The organism is Sporosarcina luteola, from assembly GCF_007991495.1.
GTDB lineage: Bacteria > Bacillota > Bacilli > Bacillales_A > Planococcaceae > Sporosarcina > Sporosarcina luteola.
In genome coordinates, this window is sequence record NZ_BJYL01000016.1 from 50352 (window position 1) to 70196 (window position 19845).

A 19845-nucleotide genomic window follows, 5' to 3' on the forward strand; every position below is an offset into this window, starting at 1 on the left:
TTGCGGTTCATTTCAATTAAAAGAATTCAAACCCCATTGGCAGTTTGAAACCGAAGAACATTGTTGCGAAAAGGAAAACGAAGAACAAAACCCAAAACATTGTAACGGATTTGCCTTTTTCAGAACGGACCAATACCATTTCCATCATTCCGATCGTCAACAAGCCTAGAAGGAATTTAATGCCGTATTCCATCCCTCGGCCGTAGTCCATTCCTTTGATGAAAAGCATAATGCCTGAGAAAAGGATCAGCACGTAGAATAGACGTGAAATCATATGTGTAATTTTTTTGCCTTTCGTCCCTTTTGCCATCACAGCAGAGACGAGAAAGATGATAATGCCAACTACCCATGTGAAAATATGAAAATGGGTTGTATTCGTCAAAAAGTCCAAACTATTCACCTCATCAATAATAAATTCCTTTACATCCTACCATAGAAAAGCAAATGTTAGTAGAAAATGACCTTACACGAAGCGGTTTACAAGCGTTCCGATTCCTTCAATTGAAATTTTTACCGTGTCTCCCGCCTTCAGGAATTTCGGTGGATTCATCCCCTTGCCTACTCCCGCCGGCGTGCCCGTCAAAATGACGTCGCCCGGCTCAAGTGTAACGAACTTCGAGATTTCCGCAATCAATTCGTCAATTTTAAAAATCATATCTGCTGTATTTCCGTTTTGTCGTACTTCGTCATTCACTTTCGTCGCAATCGACAATTGGTGCGCATTTGGAATCTCGTCTTTTGTGACAATATAAGGACCCATCGGACATGATCCGTTCAAACTTTTTCCGAGGAAGAACTGCTTATGGCCGTACTGAATGTCCCTGGCTGTCACATCGTTCGCAATCGTGTAGCCGAATACATGATCATAAGCTAACTGTTTCGGGATTTTATGCCCTTTCTTACTGATGATTACGGCTAATTCGCCTTCATAATCCAAGTTGTCTGTGAGATCCGCGTGAATCGGAAGATCCTGTTCATCTGCAGCGATGGCAGTTGGTGATTTCGTGAAGATCATTAGTTTTTCAGGTGGTGCATCCGATCCCATTTCCATAGCGTGTTCGGCGTAATTTTTGCCGACGCATAGGACATTTTTCGGTGTGCGCGGAATGGGTGACAGCCACTCGATCTCCGAAAATGCATATTTGAATTGTTCCGGGTTTTCGCTGTTCCGGGCTTGTTCCGCGAGTTTTCTCACCTTTTCAACAAACTCCAGACCTTCTGCAATGCCCTCGATGATCGTTGAAGGGAAATCATTGACGCCAAATGCTTCGGCGATTGATTTCACATCCCAGACCGCTTCCTCTTTTTTTACTTTTGGTCCAAATAATGTTTTTCCTTCAAACCGGAACGATAATAGTTTCATTTACTAACCCTTCCCTTCTTGTATAATAGTTGCTTAATTCTACAAGACTTGCTGTTTCTCCTCTTTTTTCGGCATACTTTTCCCATAGGTCCCTTTTCGCCATAACCATTCAAATGGGCCCATCCTGAATTTCAATAGCCATAGCTCGGCAAAGATGACTTGGATGACAAAGATGCCGACCGCTATCAAACTGCCTGTTTCAATGTCGACTTTACCGTACAGTCCAAATCCATATCCGTAGAAAAGAAGCGTTGCGACAATCGATTGAGTCAAATACGTTGTCAAAGACATGCGTCCCGCCTTGGAAATCGGCCGGAAAATCGTCATGAAAATAGGCAATTGGCAAAGGAGGATAATAACACATGCATATCCAATCGCCAAAATCGGTCCCCCGATCAGCTGCTGGATCAATGTATTGTAGTAATTATGGCCATCGATATAAGGCCATGATTTGATAAATACCCCTGCCACTAGCGCAATCAATCCAACAACGGCAATTCTGCCCTTCCATTCAGCAGCTCTTTCAAATAGCTTCCTTTTCGAAAAAGCCGCACCAATCATGATTAATGGCAATATCATAAAAACGCCTAAGAGGGAATTCGCAAAGCCTACTAATAGCCATTCGGTCATACGGAATACGAGTGCTTCGCCATATGATCCATGTGCGTACGCCGTGATTGCCAATTCAATCTGCTGTATATCGACAAATCCATCCATGAGCTGATTTGGATCCAATTTGTACAATGCATAGATGAGACCGATAAACAACAGGGTAGGTATTAAATAGACAATAGCAGCAATCCACATAAGCCATCTTTTAGGTATTCGCACGGCAGCGAGCATGATGAACCCCATCAATGCGTAAGAGAATAATACATCCCCCGACCACACGAATAGCGCATGAATCAACCCGATCCCCATGAGAATACCAAGTCGTCGCGCCATCATCGGCACATAAGACGTCCTATTCGCAATCGCTTTTTCATATTGCATATTCAATCCATACCCGAACAGCATCGCAAATATCGGATAAAAACTTGCTTCTACAAAAATATTAATGATCTTATAGGACGCCATATCCCCCGGTGTACTGAAATAAGAATGTGGATCAATGTAAAAATAAGGCGAATGGAACGTGAGCATATTCGCGATGAGTATCCCGAGAAGCGCAAAGCCCCTTAGCATATCCAAAGCGTCAATCCGATTTCCAATCGTTGTCGGTGTAACTCTCAAACAGATTCCTCCTGAACATGCACAATCCTCTCCCCGTCGAACAAATAGAGGACCATTTCTTTTATTTGTATATGGGCAATCGCTTCGACTGCTTTCTTATAAAGACTTAACTGAATGCCATATCGTTTCTGCATTTCACTATCCAGCTCTTCATTCGAACTGAAACGGCCCCGAACCCGGTCCGTCTTATAATCGAGCAGCACCCAACCGTCCTTTTCCTTGAATAAACAATCGGCGATCCCTTGCAAAATTTGATGATCTCCGTCATTTCCGTCGAAGGCATATGTGAACGGAACCTCCCGAAGCATGCGCTCCGATTGGGACAACCTTTTGAACATCGATGACTCAAAGAAACGGACGACCGACTTCACATCGACAGCATTCGCTTCTTCCTGCGTCAGCAACTGCCGTGTCGTCAGCTCGGTCACGAACCGATCGACGTCCTGGACGGAATGCGCTGTTGTCATATCAATATGCTGCATGATCGTATGCATCGCTGTTCCGATTTCCGCCCCTGACAGAGCCCTTGTTTGCATGAACGACGGTCGATCATGCAAATAAGGTGTACTTACTTCATCATCCTTCGACGTGAAGAAGTCATCGAACTCAGACTCCTGTTCAAGCTGTGACACCCTCTTCAAATCGCTCACAGTCTGCTTGGAACGCTTGCCGACAGACGCCATATGCGGATAAACGAAATCGAATCTCCGCTTAACTTCGAGAGACCAGTCCTGATCGACAATGTCATCGTGAAGTACTGGCTCTGGCCTTTCCACGATCTCCTCTTCCAGCTCTTCCGTTTCAATGAAAGAAGAGATCGGATAAGCAGCAACTTCCCATCTTGACGGATCTTCTACCGATTGGCCGCCATACATCACGCCGAACTTTTCAAAATCGGGATGTCTGGCAATCGACGGTCCAATCCAATCCAAATAACCGTTCGCGCGTGACCTCGTATATTCAGGAAGCATTTCTCCTTGCCCGATCAGCTGGGCATCTTGCCATTTGCCGATCGACTTTTCAATATCCTTCACCGTGGCAATCAATTCTAAATGCTCCTTCGCCCTCGTCATCGCTACATAGAGAACGCGCATCTCCTCCGCACGCATTTCCAGTTCCTTCTTCTCTTTCATCGCAAGAAACGGCAAAGATGTGTATGTGATTCTTAATTCCGGATCGATTGCTTTGACCGCAAGTCCGAAATGCTGATCGAATAAGTATGGTTCATTGAAATCCATTTTATTGAACTGTCTTCCAGCCCCTGCAACGAAAACATACGGAAATTCAAGTCCTTTTGAAGAGTGGATCGTCATCATACGGACGACATCTTCCGTCTCGCTTACGAAACGGGCAGCGCCTAAATCGTCCCCACGCTTTTGCATCCTGTCGATGAAACGGAGGAAGCGGAAAAGGCCGCGGAAAGACGTCTTCTCATAATCGATAGCCCGGTCATGCAGGGCACGTAAATTCGCTTGGCGCTGCTTTCCGTTCGGCATTGCGCCGACCATTTCATAATAATGGGTATCCGAATAGACTTGCCAAATGAGTTCTGATAAAGAGCCGCGTCGCGCCAAGTTGCGCCAATCTTCGAACATAAGGAAGAACCGTTGCAGCTTCACTTGCGTTTCGGGTGCTATCCCTGCTCCGCCAGTCGATATGAACAGCTTCAACGCTTCATAGAATGGCTTGTTTTTCGCCGCAAGCCGCACTTGTGCCAATTCGTTTTCCGTCATACCGACGAACGGTGAACGGAGCACAGAAGCAAGAGGGATGTCCTGATAGGGATTGTCAATCGTTCGCAACGTGTTCAACATGATCATCACTTCTATCGCGTCAAAATAGCCGCGGGACAGCTCCGCGTAAACTGGAATGCCCGCAAGCTTGAATTCCTCAGCAATTTCCCCGGACCATGTCATCGATCGCATAAGGATGACAATGTCGCTGTATTGAAGAGGGCGTCTTCTGTCGGTGAAAGCGTCGGTCACTTCAGCTCCGGAAGCCATCAGCTCTTTGATTCTGCGGATCATATAGCGTGCTTCCGCCTGTGAGCTTTTTAAACTTTGACCCGTCAACTCCGTTGCTTCCTCCACTACATCCTCTTCATCCGCCTCGTATAATAAAGTGAGCGCCGCGGCAGTTTCCTTTTCCGGGTAACGAGCGCCATATTTCAACGCGGCGGCTTCATCGTATTCAACTTCGCCGACACGCTTCCCCATCACTTGGGAGAAGATGAAATTCGTCGCATCCAACACTTCTTTCCGGCTTCTGAAATTCGCGTTCAAATCGATTTTAAGCCCAGATTCGCCATCATCCGACGTGAATCGATTATATTTCCCAAGAAATAACCCTGGCTCCGCCAATCTGAATCGGTAAATCGACTGCTTCACATCTCCGACCATGAATAAATTCCCATCCGCATCACTGCCGCGCTTCACCAATTGAATGATTGCTTCTTGCAATAAATTGACGTCCTGGTACTCATCGACGAGCACTTCCGCGAATCTATTTAAATAATCGGAAGCGATATCGGACGGTACAAGCTCCCCGTCCTGTTCCTGCGCGAGAATTTGCAATGCAAAATGCTCCAGATCCGAGAAATCGACTAGCCCTCTGTCCATCTTTACTTGGCCGTAACGTTCCCCGAAGTCTATAACAAGTCCGACAAGTGTATGCATCATCGGCGCCATTAACCGTATTTCATCCAATAGGCGGCTCGGTTTACGGGTAAAGTATGATTCCTTCAATGAATTAATGATTTTCTTCACCGAATCCCGAATTGTCTTCGCCCGCTTCGCCAATTCTTCATCACAGGTGTTTTTCCGGATCGTTCCCGCCTTCACCCATGTTAACGAACCGAAAAAGGCATACGTTTCTTCCCATGATCCCTCTTCAATCCGATGCTTCGCCTCACGAATCCACTGCAAATCGGCAGTGGCTGTTGCAATGAGAGGCTCGGGGCCATCAGGCATTTCGGCAATCCGTTTCATATCTTCCGTCAACGCAATCGCTTCTTCAAGCGTATGGCGGATAGCCGTTTTCAACGGACTGATGAAGTCGAGTTCATCAATGGTCACGTCTTCATCGATTTCATATTGCATCGGAATCATCCGGAGCCATCGTTCAGGATTCGGATGCACACGCGAATAATCGTAAAGCCTGTCGATAAGCGTTTCAATCGACTGGTCGTTCCGGTCGGAAGTAAAGCTGTCCGCCAGACGGTACATCGCTTCTGGATTTTCCGCGTTATATGCATCTTCAAGGACATCGCCGATCGTATCATCGCGCAGCAATGCCGCTTCAGTCGTATCCGCGATGCGGAAGCCCGGATCGATATCGATGAGATAAGCGTATTGGCGCACTACGTTCAAACAGAAGGAATGCAATGTGGAAATTTGCGCTTTATTCAATAAACTCAACTGCCTGCGCAAATGAATGGAATTCGGATTGACAGCAATTGCCTCTTCCAACGCTTCAGCCATCCGATGGCGCATTTCAGCGGCAGCCGCATTCGTGAACGTGACGACGAGCAGTTCATCCACATCGATCGGATTTTTCTCGCTTAGTACCTTCTCGATCATCCGTGTAATGAGGACCTTTGTTTTCCCGGATCCCGCAGCAGCCGATACGAGTACGTCTTTCCCCGTCGCCCAAATCGCCATCCATTGCGCATCTGTAAATGTCACGTCGGCAGGCTTAATTGGAATGTCCATCGCCATTACTATCCACATCCTTCCGCATTTTTTCAAGCGACTCTTCGGGATTCATGCCTTCATATTGCCGATACTTTTGCTCGGGGTTCGTCGGGTCGAATTGACAAACCGAACGATAGGAACAAAACTGGCACGGCATCTTATCCTTCAATTTGTAAGGATACACCCGGGTGTCGCCGGCAAGCATTCCGTCTCCTGCCTGGCGGTGACGATGCCTGACGAATTTGCGCACGACTTGCAAATCATCCGTCGACAGCACTTTCGACGCTTTTGTAAATGAGCCATCCGTCTTCAGTGCGGCCGGTATGACAGTCGACGTCTTGCCGAGCTGTGCATCCATCCCCATGACAACTTCAGGATCATCAAGCAAATAGCCTCTCATTCGATATGATTTCAATATTTCCTCTTCAATCAAATTCTCCGTTAACTCCAGTTCCGTCCGGATCATTGGATTATGGATATGCAAGTACAGGACACCCGCGGGATCCGCCTTGAACCCGATCCACTCCTCCGCATGTTCGACAGCGACATCCAAATACGTCAACATCTGCAATGAAATGCCATAGTAGACGTCCGTCAAATCCAACTGCTTCGCGGATGACTTATAATCGACGATCCTTAAATAATTCTTCCCTTCGATTTCGGTCGCGTCAACTCGGTCGATCCTGCCGCGCAAATTCATTTGATTGCCCCGGCGAAGAGGAATTTCAAGAGGGGGCAGCTGTTCCCCGGGTCCGAAAGCCGCTTCGATGGCGACTGGATGGAATGCACTTTTCGTCGCCTGCTTGCCGAGCGCAAAAATCGTCCGCGTCAAAATATGCGTCAATTTCCGCCTTATATAATGGTACCGGCTCGTCGACAGCAAAATCCGGTTAAAGAACATCGGGGTAATATACTCCATTGCGTCCCGTGACAATTGCCAGCACTGCTCCTTGGAAAGCTCCGTCCAAGACTTGCCCGTCCGATTCATTTCATCCGAAATCCACTTCAAAGCCGCGTGGAATAAATCACCGACGGATGGAGCTTCAAGGGTAAATTCCATCCTCTCCTGCAACCCTAACCCGTATGAAGCGAAATGTTGGAAAGGACAGCTGTAGTACGACTCAACCCTCGAAACGCTCGACACGAATGATTTGCCGTAAAGACCTTCCGTCATCTGTGGCATAAGCCGCTCGGTCTCATTCCGGTTTTCCATCGGCTTTGTAATGTATTGGAGTACTGAAGACCAAAGCGGATCCTCTTCATAATAGGCAAGCACTGCGCGCCATTCAGCCGAAAGTTCCCGCGTATGTTCGGCTTCCTTCACTTTCATCGAAACATACGGCAGAGACGTACGCGGATGGACGATATAGGTTGCTTCTTCATCTTTATTCAACAGTTCGGACGGATCCGTCACCGCAAGCTCCATTTCAATTCCCGGCAACATTTGCTGGATCCTTGGAATGTAGAGCGACGGCAACAGTGATTTCTCTTCCTCATCTGCAATCGGGTAGGAAATGAACAGCTTTTCCCTCGCCGACGTGAACGCCCGGTATGCCATATACGATTCATCCATCAATTTCATCTTCGAGGATGGCGCAAGCTCAAGTCCATTCATCGTGAACCATTCCCTGTCCGAATCGGATAGGATTCCTTCCGCATCGATTCGCTGCGGCAGTACGCCATCGTTGACGCCGATGACGAATGCAACGTCGATCTCCATAAGACTAGAAAGCTCAATCGTCGTTACGGTCACTTGGTCGAGCGATGGCGGGATGCGCGTAAATTCTAGGGTATCGAATCCTTCATCCAAAATCCGGGCAGCCTCTTTCAATTCCAGCTGCTTGTCCCCGAACATAAGGACAAATTGGTCAAGGACATTGATCCACGAATTCCATGCCTGCTCATGCTCCGTTGCATTCAATAGCCGGCCAGCACGCTCTTCCTCCGCCCGCAAGTCGATGATCTTATCAAACACTTGCAATGACTCCATGAATAAAAACATCGCTTCAGCGACATCACGGCCATTTTTGGAACGTTTCAACCTACCTTCGAACGCGGCAAGCGGCTCACGGATCAAATCCCTGATCATATGCAGCTCTCGTTCCAACTGCAACTCCTCGTCGGTCTGTACGGTCGTATGCAATTCCAATCCGCGGTATCTTTTCACCTTCCAGCGTGCATCGTCAAACCACCGATTCCCATAGATGCCATTCGCAAGCACGTAATTCTCCAGTTGGTCCGCACGCTCACGCCAGATGAGCTTGTCCTCTTGGTGCGGGAAAAACAGATCGGTTTTGACCGCACGAAAAACCGTTTCATACGTCCAACCCGATGTCACAGCTTCCAGAACTGAACGCGAAAACTCGATGAGCGGATGATGCAGCATCGGCTTTTTACGGCTGATGAAAACAGGAATATCATATTGCGAAAAAATCGTTTCAATCAACTCATCGTATTTATCGGGCTGACGGTACAAAATCGAAATATCCTTATACCGCTCCCCGTTCATCACTTGCTCACGGATTTTCCTAGCAACAGCATGGATTTCCGCTCTGCGATCCGTTGCCTCAATCAGCGTAATTGCTCCTTCTGATGCCCTTTCCGGAGAGGGATAAAGTTCAAACCCCTTCTCGAAATGCCGAAGCTCCTCATTTGTAAACCGAAGCGTTTCCACGAGATGGATTTCCCCTTCAACTTCCACCGCTTCATTGCGCGCAATCTCCCGCAACTTCATCGCCGTCCGGACAGGGTTGAAAAACAATTCATGATCCGCATGACCCGTCAAATCAGACTCCATCGGCAACACGACCGTCACCCGGTGCCCATGCTTCATCAATTCCGTTATGATCTCATACTCCCGTGCTGTAAAACTTTCAAATCCATCTATATACACGTCGGCATCTTTTATAAGTTCCGAGAATTTAATTTGCGAAGCCAATAACGCAAGATGCCCTTCACTGTCCACATAAGCTGTCCCAAGGCGTTCTTCGATTTTCGTGAGGAGCAATGCTAAATCGCTCACCTTGTCCTGCAACGTACGAGGAGCATTTCCCGCGGACAAGCCCTCCTGCAAACCAGCCAATGCTTCGTGATCCAAGCAATACCTGCTAAACTCCTTCATCAGATCCCCGATCCTCTCGGTGAACCCTCTTTTATTCGCAGCCTGGCGGAACAATTTCAGCTCATCCCGATTCTCCTCCAACACGCTGCGCACAAGCATCCGGTAACCGAAACCGTCCACTTCCTTGCGAGTAATGCCGCCCGTCTCCTGCAACACTCGCCAAGCAAGCCGCTTGAACGTCGACACTTGCGCCCGGATGATCCCGTTTAAACCGAAATTCACCGATAAACTATGCTCCATCGAATACGACATCTGATCCGGCACAATCAAAATAACCGCCGGCCCAAGCGGATCCCGCTCAAGCTCCTCTGCAATCTCCCGCTCCATCAACGTCGTCTTCCCCGTCCCGGCCCGGCCGGTCACAAAACGCAAAGTCATCGTCCTTTCCCTCCAATCAAAATAAAAATCCCTATCACCCTACCTTTCATTGTACCGAAAGAATAGAAGGACAGGAACTATTTAAGCAACACCTTTTCCGAAAGCACTGCGGGGTCTCACTTGTCCCGCTCATCCCACAGGAGTCGCCGCTCTGCACTCCAATCAACAGGACTCACCTGTATATAAAGTGAAATTGAAAACAGCGATCCATTTTCGAATTGGAGCACTGTTTTTATTGTATAATTAACAGATCAGCGACGGTGCCTGTCACCGCTTTTCATGCTTCTCCTCATCCTGAAATATTGAACTCGATTCCTCTTCCACCCGCTTATCGAGCCGCTTCTCGAACCACTTGCCGACAACCCATAACAAAACGATAATCGAAATGACAATCGCCGTCCGTATCGGCTGCGTCAACAGCGCTTTCAAATCATATCCGATAAAACTAATTGTAAAAATCATGACGAATTTCCCCGCCATCAGAATAGCTAAATAACTTTTCTTCTTCATATTCGACAAACCCGCCACAAGATTCACAAGTGCAGAAGGCGTAAATGGAAAACATATCAATAGAAACAACGGACCAAAACCATTCCGCTCTACCCATCCAATGAGCTGCTGCACTTTCGCATGCCTCGTCAAAAAACGCAAAAAACGATTCCGTCCGTATTTCCGTATAATCAAAAATACGGCATAGGAACCCGCAACCGTCCCCGCCCACGACAAGATGAAGCCATACCAAAGCCCATAAGCTCCTGCATTTGCAAAAACAAACACAAAGAGTGGTAAAAAAGGCAAAAACGACTCTATGAAAGGCAGCAAAAGACCAAAAAAGGGCCCCAATGCCTTATACTGTTCAGCCAACTCAATAATTTTATCAACATCCAACCAATCACCCATTTGCAACACCCTCGCCATGTCAACAATTGTTCCACTAATAGAATAATACTACCAATATTCCCTTTTCCCTTATAGAATACCACCAAAACGCAAAGTTATAGTATAATTTTAGTCATACATATGAGAAAGATGTGACAATATGAGAAAACACCAGTTCATCTCCGGGCTAAAAGCCGGACTCAGTATCGCGATCGGCTACTTTCCAATCGCTCTTACATTCGGATTACTCGCCAAAACAACGGGACTTTCACTCATCGAAGCAACGGCCATGAGCATGTTCGTCTATGCTGGCGCTTCACAATATATTGCACTCAGCCTCATTAATTTCGGAGTCGACCCGGTCACCATCGTCATCAACACATTCATCGTCAACATCCGTCACTTCCTTATGACGGCTTCACTGAATGAAAAGATGCATCGCGCTCCGAAATGGGTCAAAGCAATCTACGCGTTTGGCATTACAGACGAATCATTTTCAGTGCTAGCGACGAGAAAGGAAGAAAAAATCACAACCGCCTTCGCCTTCGGTGTCGCAACCATCGCCTATAGCAGCTGGGTCATCTTCACCGCGGTCGGCCATGTCGTCGGCGCAAACTTGCCCGAATTCCTGCAAGTCGCCATGTCCATCGCGCTATACGCCATGTTCATCGGCCTGCTCGTACCTGCGATGAAAGGTAACCGTAAAGTCATCATGCTCGCTAGTCTGGCAGCTGGCATCCATTGCATCATCTATTTCGGCGAACTGCTATCGACCGGCTGGGCCATACTCGTCTCCACACTAGCATCCGCAATTATCGTCGAAATCATATACACGCGAAGCGGCAAAAACCCCTCGCAAATATTTAAAAACAAGGAGGCAAACTAATGGGACCCACATACTGGTGGATGCTTTTCGGGATGGCACTCGTCACGTACATCCCGAGAATGGTGCCACTCACTTTCCTTGACGGCAAAGAATTGCCTCCAATCATTAGCGGCATCCTCAGCAACATTCCTTATGCCGTGCTCGGAGCACTTATCTTCCCAGCCATCCTCTTCGTACAGGAAGGCAACATCCTATTCGGCATCATCGGCGCAGCAACCGCCTTCCTTATTGCATTTCTCGGCGGCGGCGTCATGCCCGTCGTCCTTGGTACAATCGGCGTACTCGCCATCTACAGCCTTTTCATGTAGGTCAATACCGTTTATTTTGTTAATCGCGGTAGGATTCATTAGGGCTTCGCCCATTCAAGAGACTTCCGCACTCATTCAAAAAGCCGCCCCATAACCGGAGCGGCTTTTCATTATTTATTCGTCAACTTCATGCCCTTGCTTCTTCGCCCTTTTCACCATTCGCGTCGCATACCAGAAACCGACCGTCAGCGAAAGCGCATCCGCCACATACAAGATCCAGTTATGTGTGTAGCCTGCGTAAACGGAAGCGGCAATGAGCGCAATCGTCAAAGTAAGCCCGACAATATGGTGGAAAGTGACCCGCGTAAAGAACACGACGAGTAATCCGGGAAGAAACAACGCTAAAATTAATTTAGTTTCCAACAAAGCGATATCCATTTTAACCCTAACCTTCCGAATGGTTTAGCGGACAACGAGCAGTCCTAACCGATGATGATCATGTCGATACAGCACCTGTTGCATGAGGCGTACTTCTCCGTCACGGCCGATCACTTGCAGACGACAATGTGCCGCATTCACTTGAATCGCGTCGTACAATTCTTTTTCATTCGACACTTGGATGCCATTTACAGTACGGATGCATTCACCCGGCAGCAAACCAAGTTTGTCGCCAGGAGACTCAGGCAAAATTCCTGCAATGATAACACCTGTTGGTTTCGGAGCTGCAGCAAAACCGCCTTTGCGTTCACGGACAGCAACGATGATGGAAAGCATCACCCTTCCAATAACTCCGACCAGCAAAGCGGCCCAGCCTAAGATCGGCATCCACCAAGCGAAAGCGCCGATAACAACAACGATTGCGCCTATCGTAATGACAGCTTGTCCGATTTTCGGGAACAAGACGTCAGGGAAGCTCGCTCTCGCAATTTGCGAGAAGCCGATAATGATCGGAACAGGCAAAAAGCTGAAAGTAGTAGCGCCCAATGTCAACTGAGGCCAATACGGCGTAAATGCCAACATGAAGTCACCCGGTACAAGAAAAACGATTGGCAACAGCCAAAGCCGTTTCGCTTTGAAGGCGGCTGCCCGTAACCCCCGGTTTGTATTCGTTAAGAAAGGTGAAGCATAGCGAGCGATGTGGCGGCGAATAAGGACTCCTTCTGCAATAAGGAAAAGTCCAGCGATGACAGGAACCGTCAATGCCAAGTCGCCGAACAAGTCAAGATCGGCTACAGTCCAACCACGAAATGCAAAATCCGGAACGAATTGCTGAAGTGCATATAAGCCGAAAAATGCGATTGCCGCAAAATAAATCGGTGACGTCGCTTGATAATAAAATGAAATCATCGCTAAAATGGCAGCCGCCGAGAATAAGACGATCCATCCGATATCGACCGTCAAGCCGATCCCCGACAGCAACACCGATAATATCAGAGCTGGCAACCACGATTCAGCAAGCAGCCTTTTCATCTCCGTCAAACCGGGATGCAGGCGGACTAGGAAACTGCGCCTTTCCCGTTTCACCCGGAAATACCCCAACCCGACCGCTACTACAATAGCAATCAACCAAACTGGATTCAGGAAAAATAGTGCAATCGCCTTTAACAGATCTAAAATTACTTGCTCACCCATCAACCCATCACCATCCCATCCCCGAAAACATGATTATTCTCTATTGTATCAAAAGAATAGTCTTCAGTGTGAGACAATCAATAAAAAAAGCAGGTGCCTGCCCCCTAAACAATTCCGAATTCTACGGGTGACAGGCACCAGAACGATTCTGAATTCAATGGGTGGCAGGCACCGCGTTTTTATTCACTCAGTAAGTGATGGATATAGCCAATTGCGACTTGAAGTTGGATGTCGTTTGCTTTGTCTTTGCGATAGCTCTCTACTTTCTCTTGGAGGGCAGTGAAGAATTTACGGTCCATGATGCTTTCTGCGGACACTCCTGCATCGACCCGGAATGCGTGGACAGCTAGTGCCGTCGATTCATCGAAATAGCCATCATCCCTATCGAGCGAATAGCCGAGCCCCGCCAACAGACGTTGCCCATAAGCGATATCTTCATGGTAATCGCCCGCCGCATAGACATCTGTCGAGAATCGAATATGTTCGGTGAACAACTTATCTTGGATCGATTCAAGGTCGACCTCAACACCTTTGCCATGAATCCACGTTTCTTTTGGCGTGAGCCATTTATGAGTCGACAGCTTCATTTCACCACCATTAGAAAGTTCCATCGTATCTTGCACGGTCCCTTTGCCGAAACTAACTTGACCGATGATGAATCCCCTGCGTAAATCTTTCAATGCCCCGCTAAGCACCTCGCTTGCAGAAGCGCTTCCTTTATCCTGTAGCAACACAACCGGCAATTTTTTCAGCTTCTCATCGAAGGTAAACTCTTCTGAAGGCTCTACGACAAGTGGTGTCAATTGCCCTTTTGCATCTTGCATATAAGCGTAAATCGTATCATCCTGCAATAAACTGCCCGCCACTTTCTCAACAGCACGCAAATACCCGCCCGGATTACCGCGGACATCAATAATAAGCGCTTCAGCACCTCCGCTGATCATCGCATCGGTCGCTTTTTTCCACTCAGCAGCTGTCTCATCGCCGAACATCGTCAAAGCTATGTAACCGAATTTCTTCCCCCGATTTTCCATCAATTCAGCTGAAACGGTTTTCACAGGAATGACGTCCCGCAACACTTTCAGTTCAAGGTGTTTATTCAGATCCGGCCTGTAAATCGTCATCTCCACAGCCGTCCCTTCCTTGCCGCGGATTTTCTTGACGACATCCTGAAGTGTCATCCCGCCAAGCGCCTCTCCGTTGATCCGGACGATTTCGTCATAAGGCAGCAATCCCGCTTTTTCCGCTGGTGACCCTTTAACGGGAGCGACAATAATATACTTTCCGCCTGATCGAGTAATCTCCGCCCCGATTCCCACCTTTTCACCGGCAAGCGACTCCCGATGTGAAGCAGCTTCTTCCTCGGATAAATACGTCGAATACGGATCGCCGATGACATCCGCCATCCCGCGCAAGGCACCTTCAATGAGCCTGTCCCCTTCGACCGGGTACACCGTATTTTCCTGGATGACTCCATAAGCTTCACTAATGACCGGAAACGCCTCTTTCATCGCCCGATCCGCACTCTTTCCCTTATCCGCCGAGCAACCGTCCAATACCAAAAACACACCTGTCGCTATTACTGCTAACAATGCGAACACAAAAAAACGGCTTCTGCGCATCGATACCTTCCCTCCTCCGTTCACTATATGAACAAAGTGGGTCTGTTACGACAACAGAAAACCGTCTTTTCTCAATCAAGATCTTGAACGAGCCCCTCCATCGTCGACTCATCCATCGGTCCGATGATTTTATGGGCAATCGTCCCATCCGTGTTTAGCATATATGTCGTCGGAATCTGAAATGCCTGATACGAATCCCCGACATCTCCCAATTCATCCAAGGGAATCGGGAATGTTAACTCGTATGCGTCAACAAATTCTTGGACAGCTTTCACTCCCTTATTCTCTCCAGTCGTCAAATTGACGGCGACAATTTCAACGTTATCATTCTCTGCAGAGTTCCGATAATAATTCTGCATATGAGGCATTTCCGCCTTGCACGGTGGACACCACGTCGCCCAGAAATTCAAAATGACCTTTTTCCCTTGCAAATCGGATAGCTTTAGCGTTTCACCATTCAATGTCGTCAATTCGAAATCAGGGGGCAAGTATCCCTGTTCCAGTCCGACTTCCCCCGTCTCCACTTCAGCTTCTGTTCCCGAATCAATTTGAACGCCTGAACTATCGATAGGTTCCGCCTTCTTCAAATTCGTGTTGACCATGATCGCCACCATTGAGCCAATTAGCAGCGCGGCGATTACATAACCGATCACTTTCTTATTCAATGCTGCTCCCCCGTTCCGTTTGGATATTCATTGATTGATTCCTGAAGATTGCTATAAAAAATAGACTGACTAAAATTGTTACGAAAAGCGATGGGTTCATAAGCCCTTTCGGCTGAATGGATGCGACAAAAATATGCGCCGCCATAAATAGCAAAGGAAATTGCGCAACCACGGATCTTCCGTTATACACCCACACTACAATTGCTAGACCGATGAAAATGACGGCTGTACCAATACGTACGAATAAGCTTCCTTCATTCAACACGGTCATCATCACTTGGAAAACCGTCTGCACGAGAACTGCACTTGTGAATAAAATCGCAAGCACTTCCATCCCCAGACGCCCCTTTTTCCAATCATACCATGTCTTGCCTATGACAAACACCATTCCAAGTATGAAACCGACAAACCCACCGTTGAAATACACAATCGCAAGCGGTGAATGAATGACCGTCGTAAAATCGGTAAGGATCACAGACAATTTCCATATAATAATCACATAAAAAACAACATCACCGTACCGTTCTGCAGGGACCTTTCCGAATTTCAACCGGACAGCAATATATGCGAGAATGAAAGCGACAATGAGCGCAATCCAAGTGGACGGCACCGTAAAACTGCCAATCAAAAATAAATTCGTTACAGGCATCCCGACAAAACTCCTTTATCTTATATACCACCTATGGTATAGGAAAAAGGCTTAAGTTGCGAGCATATTGATTTCATTTTAACGGATCAAAGGGAACTTTTTGTGAAGTGGGGTTATTTAATAAAACAAGATTATTGAAGAGTTCTCGTTAAACGGCCGCGGAGTTCTCGTTTGCCACGGATGAGTTCTCATTCTGGACGCCGGAGTTCTCGTTTCGCCAGAAAGAGTTCTCATTTCCGCTAGTGAAGTTCTCGTTTACCATCGAAGTGTTCTCATTCCTGCAGCCGGCGTTCTCGCTCTGCCCCAAAATGTTCTCATTTCTTACAAAGGTCCATTCTTTACGACAAAAGCCCATTCTTTCGCTGCCAAGGTCCATTCTTCTCTGCTCTCTATAGTTCCCACCGATATATACTCATTTCACTCCCAACACCAATCTCACCTCAAAAAAAATCCGCCCTTTAAAGGACGGATTTCATTTAAAATGATACGTATCTTAATGGGTTCACAGCGCTTGGACCTGAAGCAGTCCAGTTGCCGATGTGAATTTCAAAATGGAGATGGGGTCCGGTCGAATTGCCCGTGTTGCCTGAGGCAGCGATACGTGTTCCTTTGTCGACGACCTGTCCTGTGCTCACGCCTATCTTAGAAAGATGGCCGTACACACTTGTCAAAATTTGGCCGTCCGACGAGTGGGTGATCATAATGACATTCCCGTAGCCGCCCATCTGTCCCGCGTATGAAACGACTCCATCTGCAGCTGCCACGACAGGAGTTCCGATCGGCGCGGCGATATCAGTTCCGCGGTGTTGGCGCTTCGTCTTGAAGATTGGATGTGTTCGCCATCCGAAATGGGAAGATAAACGCCCATTTGCAGGTCTTGTCCAGAAGCCGTTTGACACTTTTGGCAAGTTGCCCGGATTCGCTGCGGCTGCCGCTTCCCTTGCCTTCCGTTTACGCTCTTCCTCTTGACGCGCAAGTTCAGCCATCCGTTTCTGTTCGGCGATGACTTTCTCTTCAAGCGCCGCTTCCACTTCAATCGTTTCGTGGTATTCTTCCTCTAATTCATCCTTTTCAACCTTCAGCTTTTCCTGCTCGGCTTCCAATTCGTCGACCAGACCGCTTTTCTCTTTTTTCTTGGAAAGGAGAGATTCTTTGAGACGATCAAGTTTTTCTTTGCTCTCTTCCAGTTCAGCCAGTTTCTTCTCAACTAGCGCTTTTTCGGTTTCAAGCTGCTCAATGTCTTCCTGTTGCTTTCGCATAATATCACGGTCTGCATCCATCAGCGTTGACACAGCTGAAAAACGGTCAATGAAATCCGCAAAGCTGTTGGCACCGAGAAGTACATCGATATAGCTGACATTTCCGCCCTTCACTTGCATGGCCCGCACACGTTCGCGGAGCACGACATCACGTTCTGCTATTTTCTTCTCAAGATCAGCAATCGATGCTTTCAACTCAGTGATTTCTTCATTTGTTTTATTGATTTTATCAATGACGCGATTAATGTTTGCGTTTGTTTCTTCAATCTCTTTATTCAAAGCAGAAATCTGGCCTAAAATCTTTTCAATTCTATTCTCATTCGTCTTAATTTCATTAGACTTCTGATCCATATTTGCTTTGATATTACGTTTTTTCTGTTCAGTTTGTTTTTGCTCTTTTTTCAAATCACTTAATGTGCTTGCCAAGACTCCTGTTTCACCGACAACTGTTGTCAGTAAGAAAACAATCGCAAAGCTTGCTAAAATCCATCTGCGCTTAATCAAATTCTTATTTCCCCCTTTAAGCTTATGCTGCAGGTTGATTCAATCACGATTCGGCTGAGTGTGGGACAGCAGCAAGGTCCCTATAACGATAATCCAGCCTACTAGACTCTAAGAAATTTGCGTACAGACATGAAACTGCCCCAAACTCCGATAAATACGCCCATGAACAACAGAAGCCCATTTACTTGCAGGATGAAAGGCGTCGTACTCAATAGTTGGAAGAGTTCGTTTTGCAGACGCGGCTCCCATTGTGAATACAACTCATAATACGAGATTGATATGACAGCCATCGGAATGATGGAGCCGAGAACACCAAGCCAAACACCTTCTAATATGAACGGAATCCGCACGAAACTATTAGTTGCTCCAACTAGTTTCATAATCTCAATTTCTCGACCTCTCGCAACAATTGTAAGACGGATCGTATTCGAGATTAAGAACATTGCCGTGAACAATAATGCTAATATGAGCCCCATGCCAATGTTTCTGCTCATTTTCAGCACATTGAACAGCTTCTCAATTTTCCCTTCACCATAAACGACTTGATCCGTATTGTCATATGTACCGATTTCTTTTGCAATTTCGGCCGTCTGGTGTGGATCTTTCGCTTTCACATAAAACGCGTCCCCTAATGGGTTGCTTTGTTTATAAAGATTCAGTTCATCCCCGAAGGACTTGATCATCTTGTCCAGTTCTTCGTCCTTTGTCGCATGGATGACTTCACTTACACCGGGAGTTTCCCGGACTTGCTTCTCTAATATTTTGATTGCCTCGGCATCTGCTGCCGGCTCTGTAATGACTTTGATTTCAACGTCATTCTCAAGATTATCCGCCAATTGGTTCAAGTTCATCATGATAACGATGAACACCCCGACGAGCAGAAGTGTGACCGTAACTGCACTGACAGAGGCGAACGTCATCCAGCTGTTCCGGCCGAGGCTTTTCAGGCTTTCTCTGAGATGCCGCCCCATCGTCCTAGCTTTCATAACCGTATACCCCTTCATATTCATCTCTCGTAATCATCCCGCCATCGACAACGATGACACGATGTCTGATCGTATTGACAATCTCTTTATTATGCGTGGCCATGACGATTGTCGTGCCGCGCGCATTGATCTGTTCAAAAATTTTCATGATTTCCCAAGATGTTTCTGGATCCAAATTACCAGTAGGCTCGTCCGCAATGACAACTTTCGGAACGTTGACGATGGAACGCGCAATGGATACCCGTTGCTGCTCTCCGCCCGATAATTCATTCGGGAACATCCTCGCTTTTTGCGTCAATCCGACAAGCGCCAATACATCATTTACTTTTTTCCGGATTTGCTTCGGTGATTCCTCGATTACTTCTAGCGCAAATGCGACATTCTCGTAAACATTCAATTTAGGAAGTAGTTTAAAGTCTTGGAAGACGACGCCAATTTGCCTTCTTAAATAAGGAACTCGCTTATTCCTCAAGGTTGCAAGATTAATGCCATTAATGAATATGTCACCTTTTGTCGGGGCTTCCTCTCGGTACATCATTTTGATGAACGTCGATTTCCCCGCTCCACTCGGTCCAACGACATAAACAAACTCGCCTCGACCGATTTCGACGTTGATGCCATTTGCGGCAACAACCCCATTCGGGTATTTCTTATAAACATCTTTCATCACAATCATGTAAAAACCACCTGAATAATATTGTTTTCCTTATTTTTTGCCGACAAACATA

16 protein-coding genes are annotated in these 19845 nt (G+C 47.1%); 2 read left to right on the forward strand and 14 right to left on the reverse strand.

The window, feature by feature from the left end; translation table 11 throughout:
• Window positions 1-16 precede the first annotated feature (16 nt).
• From SLU01_RS06265 to SLU01_RS06290, 6 genes are all read right to left on the reverse strand, one after another.
• On the reverse strand, window positions 17-391 hold the full coding sequence (locus SLU01_RS06265; protein ID WP_147056406.1) for a YisL family protein: 375 nt from the start codon (window positions 389-391) through the stop codon (window positions 17-19).
• Window positions 392-463: 72 nt separating this feature from the next.
• Window positions 464-1363, reverse strand: coding sequence for a fumarylacetoacetate hydrolase family protein (locus tag SLU01_RS06270; RefSeq protein ID WP_147056408.1), 900 nt, complete (start codon window positions 1361-1363; stop codon window positions 464-466).
• 39 nt (window positions 1364-1402) lie between these two features.
• Window positions 1403-2596 (reverse strand): DUF418 domain-containing protein, encoded by a 1194-nt coding sequence (locus tag SLU01_RS06275; RefSeq protein WP_147056410.1) that lies wholly within the window; start codon window positions 2594-2596, stop codon window positions 1403-1405.
• Entirely contained in the window at window positions 2593-6312 is a 3720-nt protein-coding gene (gene addA / locus SLU01_RS06280) for a helicase-exonuclease AddAB subunit AddA (protein WP_147056413.1), read from the reverse strand. The genes SLU01_RS06275 and addA overlap by 4 nt, the downstream gene beginning before the upstream one ends.
• Window positions 6290-9787 (reverse strand): helicase-exonuclease AddAB subunit AddB, encoded by a 3498-nt coding sequence (gene addB, locus SLU01_RS06285; protein ID WP_147056415.1) that lies wholly within the window; start codon window positions 9785-9787, stop codon window positions 6290-6292. The genes addA and addB overlap by 23 nt, the downstream gene beginning before the upstream one ends.
• A 267-nt stretch (window positions 9788-10054) precedes the next feature.
• Window positions 10055-10687: a TVP38/TMEM64 family protein gene (locus SLU01_RS06290; protein ID WP_147056627.1), complete on the reverse strand. Its 633-nt coding sequence runs from the start codon at window positions 10685-10687 to the stop codon at window positions 10055-10057.
• Window positions 10688-10826: 139 nt separating this feature from the next.
• On the opposite strand from SLU01_RS06290, the gene SLU01_RS06295 reads away from it, so the two are divergent.
• Window positions 10827-11552, forward strand: a complete 726-nt coding sequence (locus SLU01_RS06295; RefSeq protein WP_147056417.1) for an AzlC family ABC transporter permease — start codon at window positions 10827-10829, stop codon at window positions 11550-11552.
• Window positions 11552-11860: an AzlD domain-containing protein gene (locus SLU01_RS06300; protein ID WP_147056418.1), complete on the forward strand. Its 309-nt coding sequence runs from the start codon at window positions 11552-11554 to the stop codon at window positions 11858-11860. Before SLU01_RS06295 ends, SLU01_RS06300 begins: the two co-directional genes overlap by 1 nt.
• Window positions 11861-11974: 114 nt before the next feature.
• Here the strand turns inward: SLU01_RS06300 and SLU01_RS06305 are convergent, their stop codons facing one another.
• From SLU01_RS06305 to ftsE, 8 genes are all read right to left on the reverse strand, one after another.
• Window positions 11975-12238, reverse strand: a complete 264-nt coding sequence (locus SLU01_RS06305; protein ID WP_147056420.1) for a CsbA family protein — start codon at window positions 12236-12238, stop codon at window positions 11975-11977.
• 24 nt (window positions 12239-12262) lie between these two features.
• Window positions 12263-13432 (reverse strand): PDZ domain-containing protein, encoded by a 1170-nt coding sequence (locus SLU01_RS06310; RefSeq protein WP_147056422.1) that lies wholly within the window; start codon window positions 13430-13432, stop codon window positions 12263-12265.
• Between the two features lie 179 nt (window positions 13433-13611).
• Window positions 13612-15054, reverse strand: coding sequence for a S41 family peptidase (locus tag SLU01_RS06315; RefSeq protein WP_147056424.1), 1443 nt, complete (start codon window positions 15052-15054; stop codon window positions 13612-13614).
• 71 nt (window positions 15055-15125) lie between these two features.
• Window positions 15126-15719, reverse strand: a complete 594-nt coding sequence (locus SLU01_RS06320; RefSeq protein ID WP_147056426.1) for a peroxiredoxin family protein — start codon at window positions 15717-15719, stop codon at window positions 15126-15128.
• Window positions 15712-16368, reverse strand: a complete 657-nt coding sequence (locus tag SLU01_RS06325) for a hypothetical protein (RefSeq protein WP_147056428.1) — start codon at window positions 16366-16368, stop codon at window positions 15712-15714. The genes SLU01_RS06320 and SLU01_RS06325 overlap by 8 nt, the downstream gene beginning before the upstream one ends.
• Window positions 16369-16844: 476 nt before the next feature.
• The gene (locus SLU01_RS06330) at window positions 16845-18131 is read right to left on the reverse strand and encodes a murein hydrolase activator EnvC family protein (protein WP_246110902.1); all 1287 of its coding nucleotides are present in this window, start codon (window positions 18129-18131) and stop codon (window positions 16845-16847) included.
• Window positions 18132-18232: 101 nt separating this feature from the next.
• Window positions 18233-19117: a permease-like cell division protein FtsX gene (gene ftsX / locus SLU01_RS06335; RefSeq protein ID WP_147056430.1), complete on the reverse strand. Its 885-nt coding sequence runs from the start codon at window positions 19115-19117 to the stop codon at window positions 18233-18235.
• On the reverse strand, window positions 19107-19793 hold the full coding sequence (ftsE, locus tag SLU01_RS06340) for a cell division ATP-binding protein FtsE (RefSeq protein WP_147056432.1): 687 nt from the start codon (window positions 19791-19793) through the stop codon (window positions 19107-19109). The genes ftsX and ftsE overlap by 11 nt, the downstream gene beginning before the upstream one ends.
• Window positions 19794-19845: the final 52 nt, after the last annotated feature.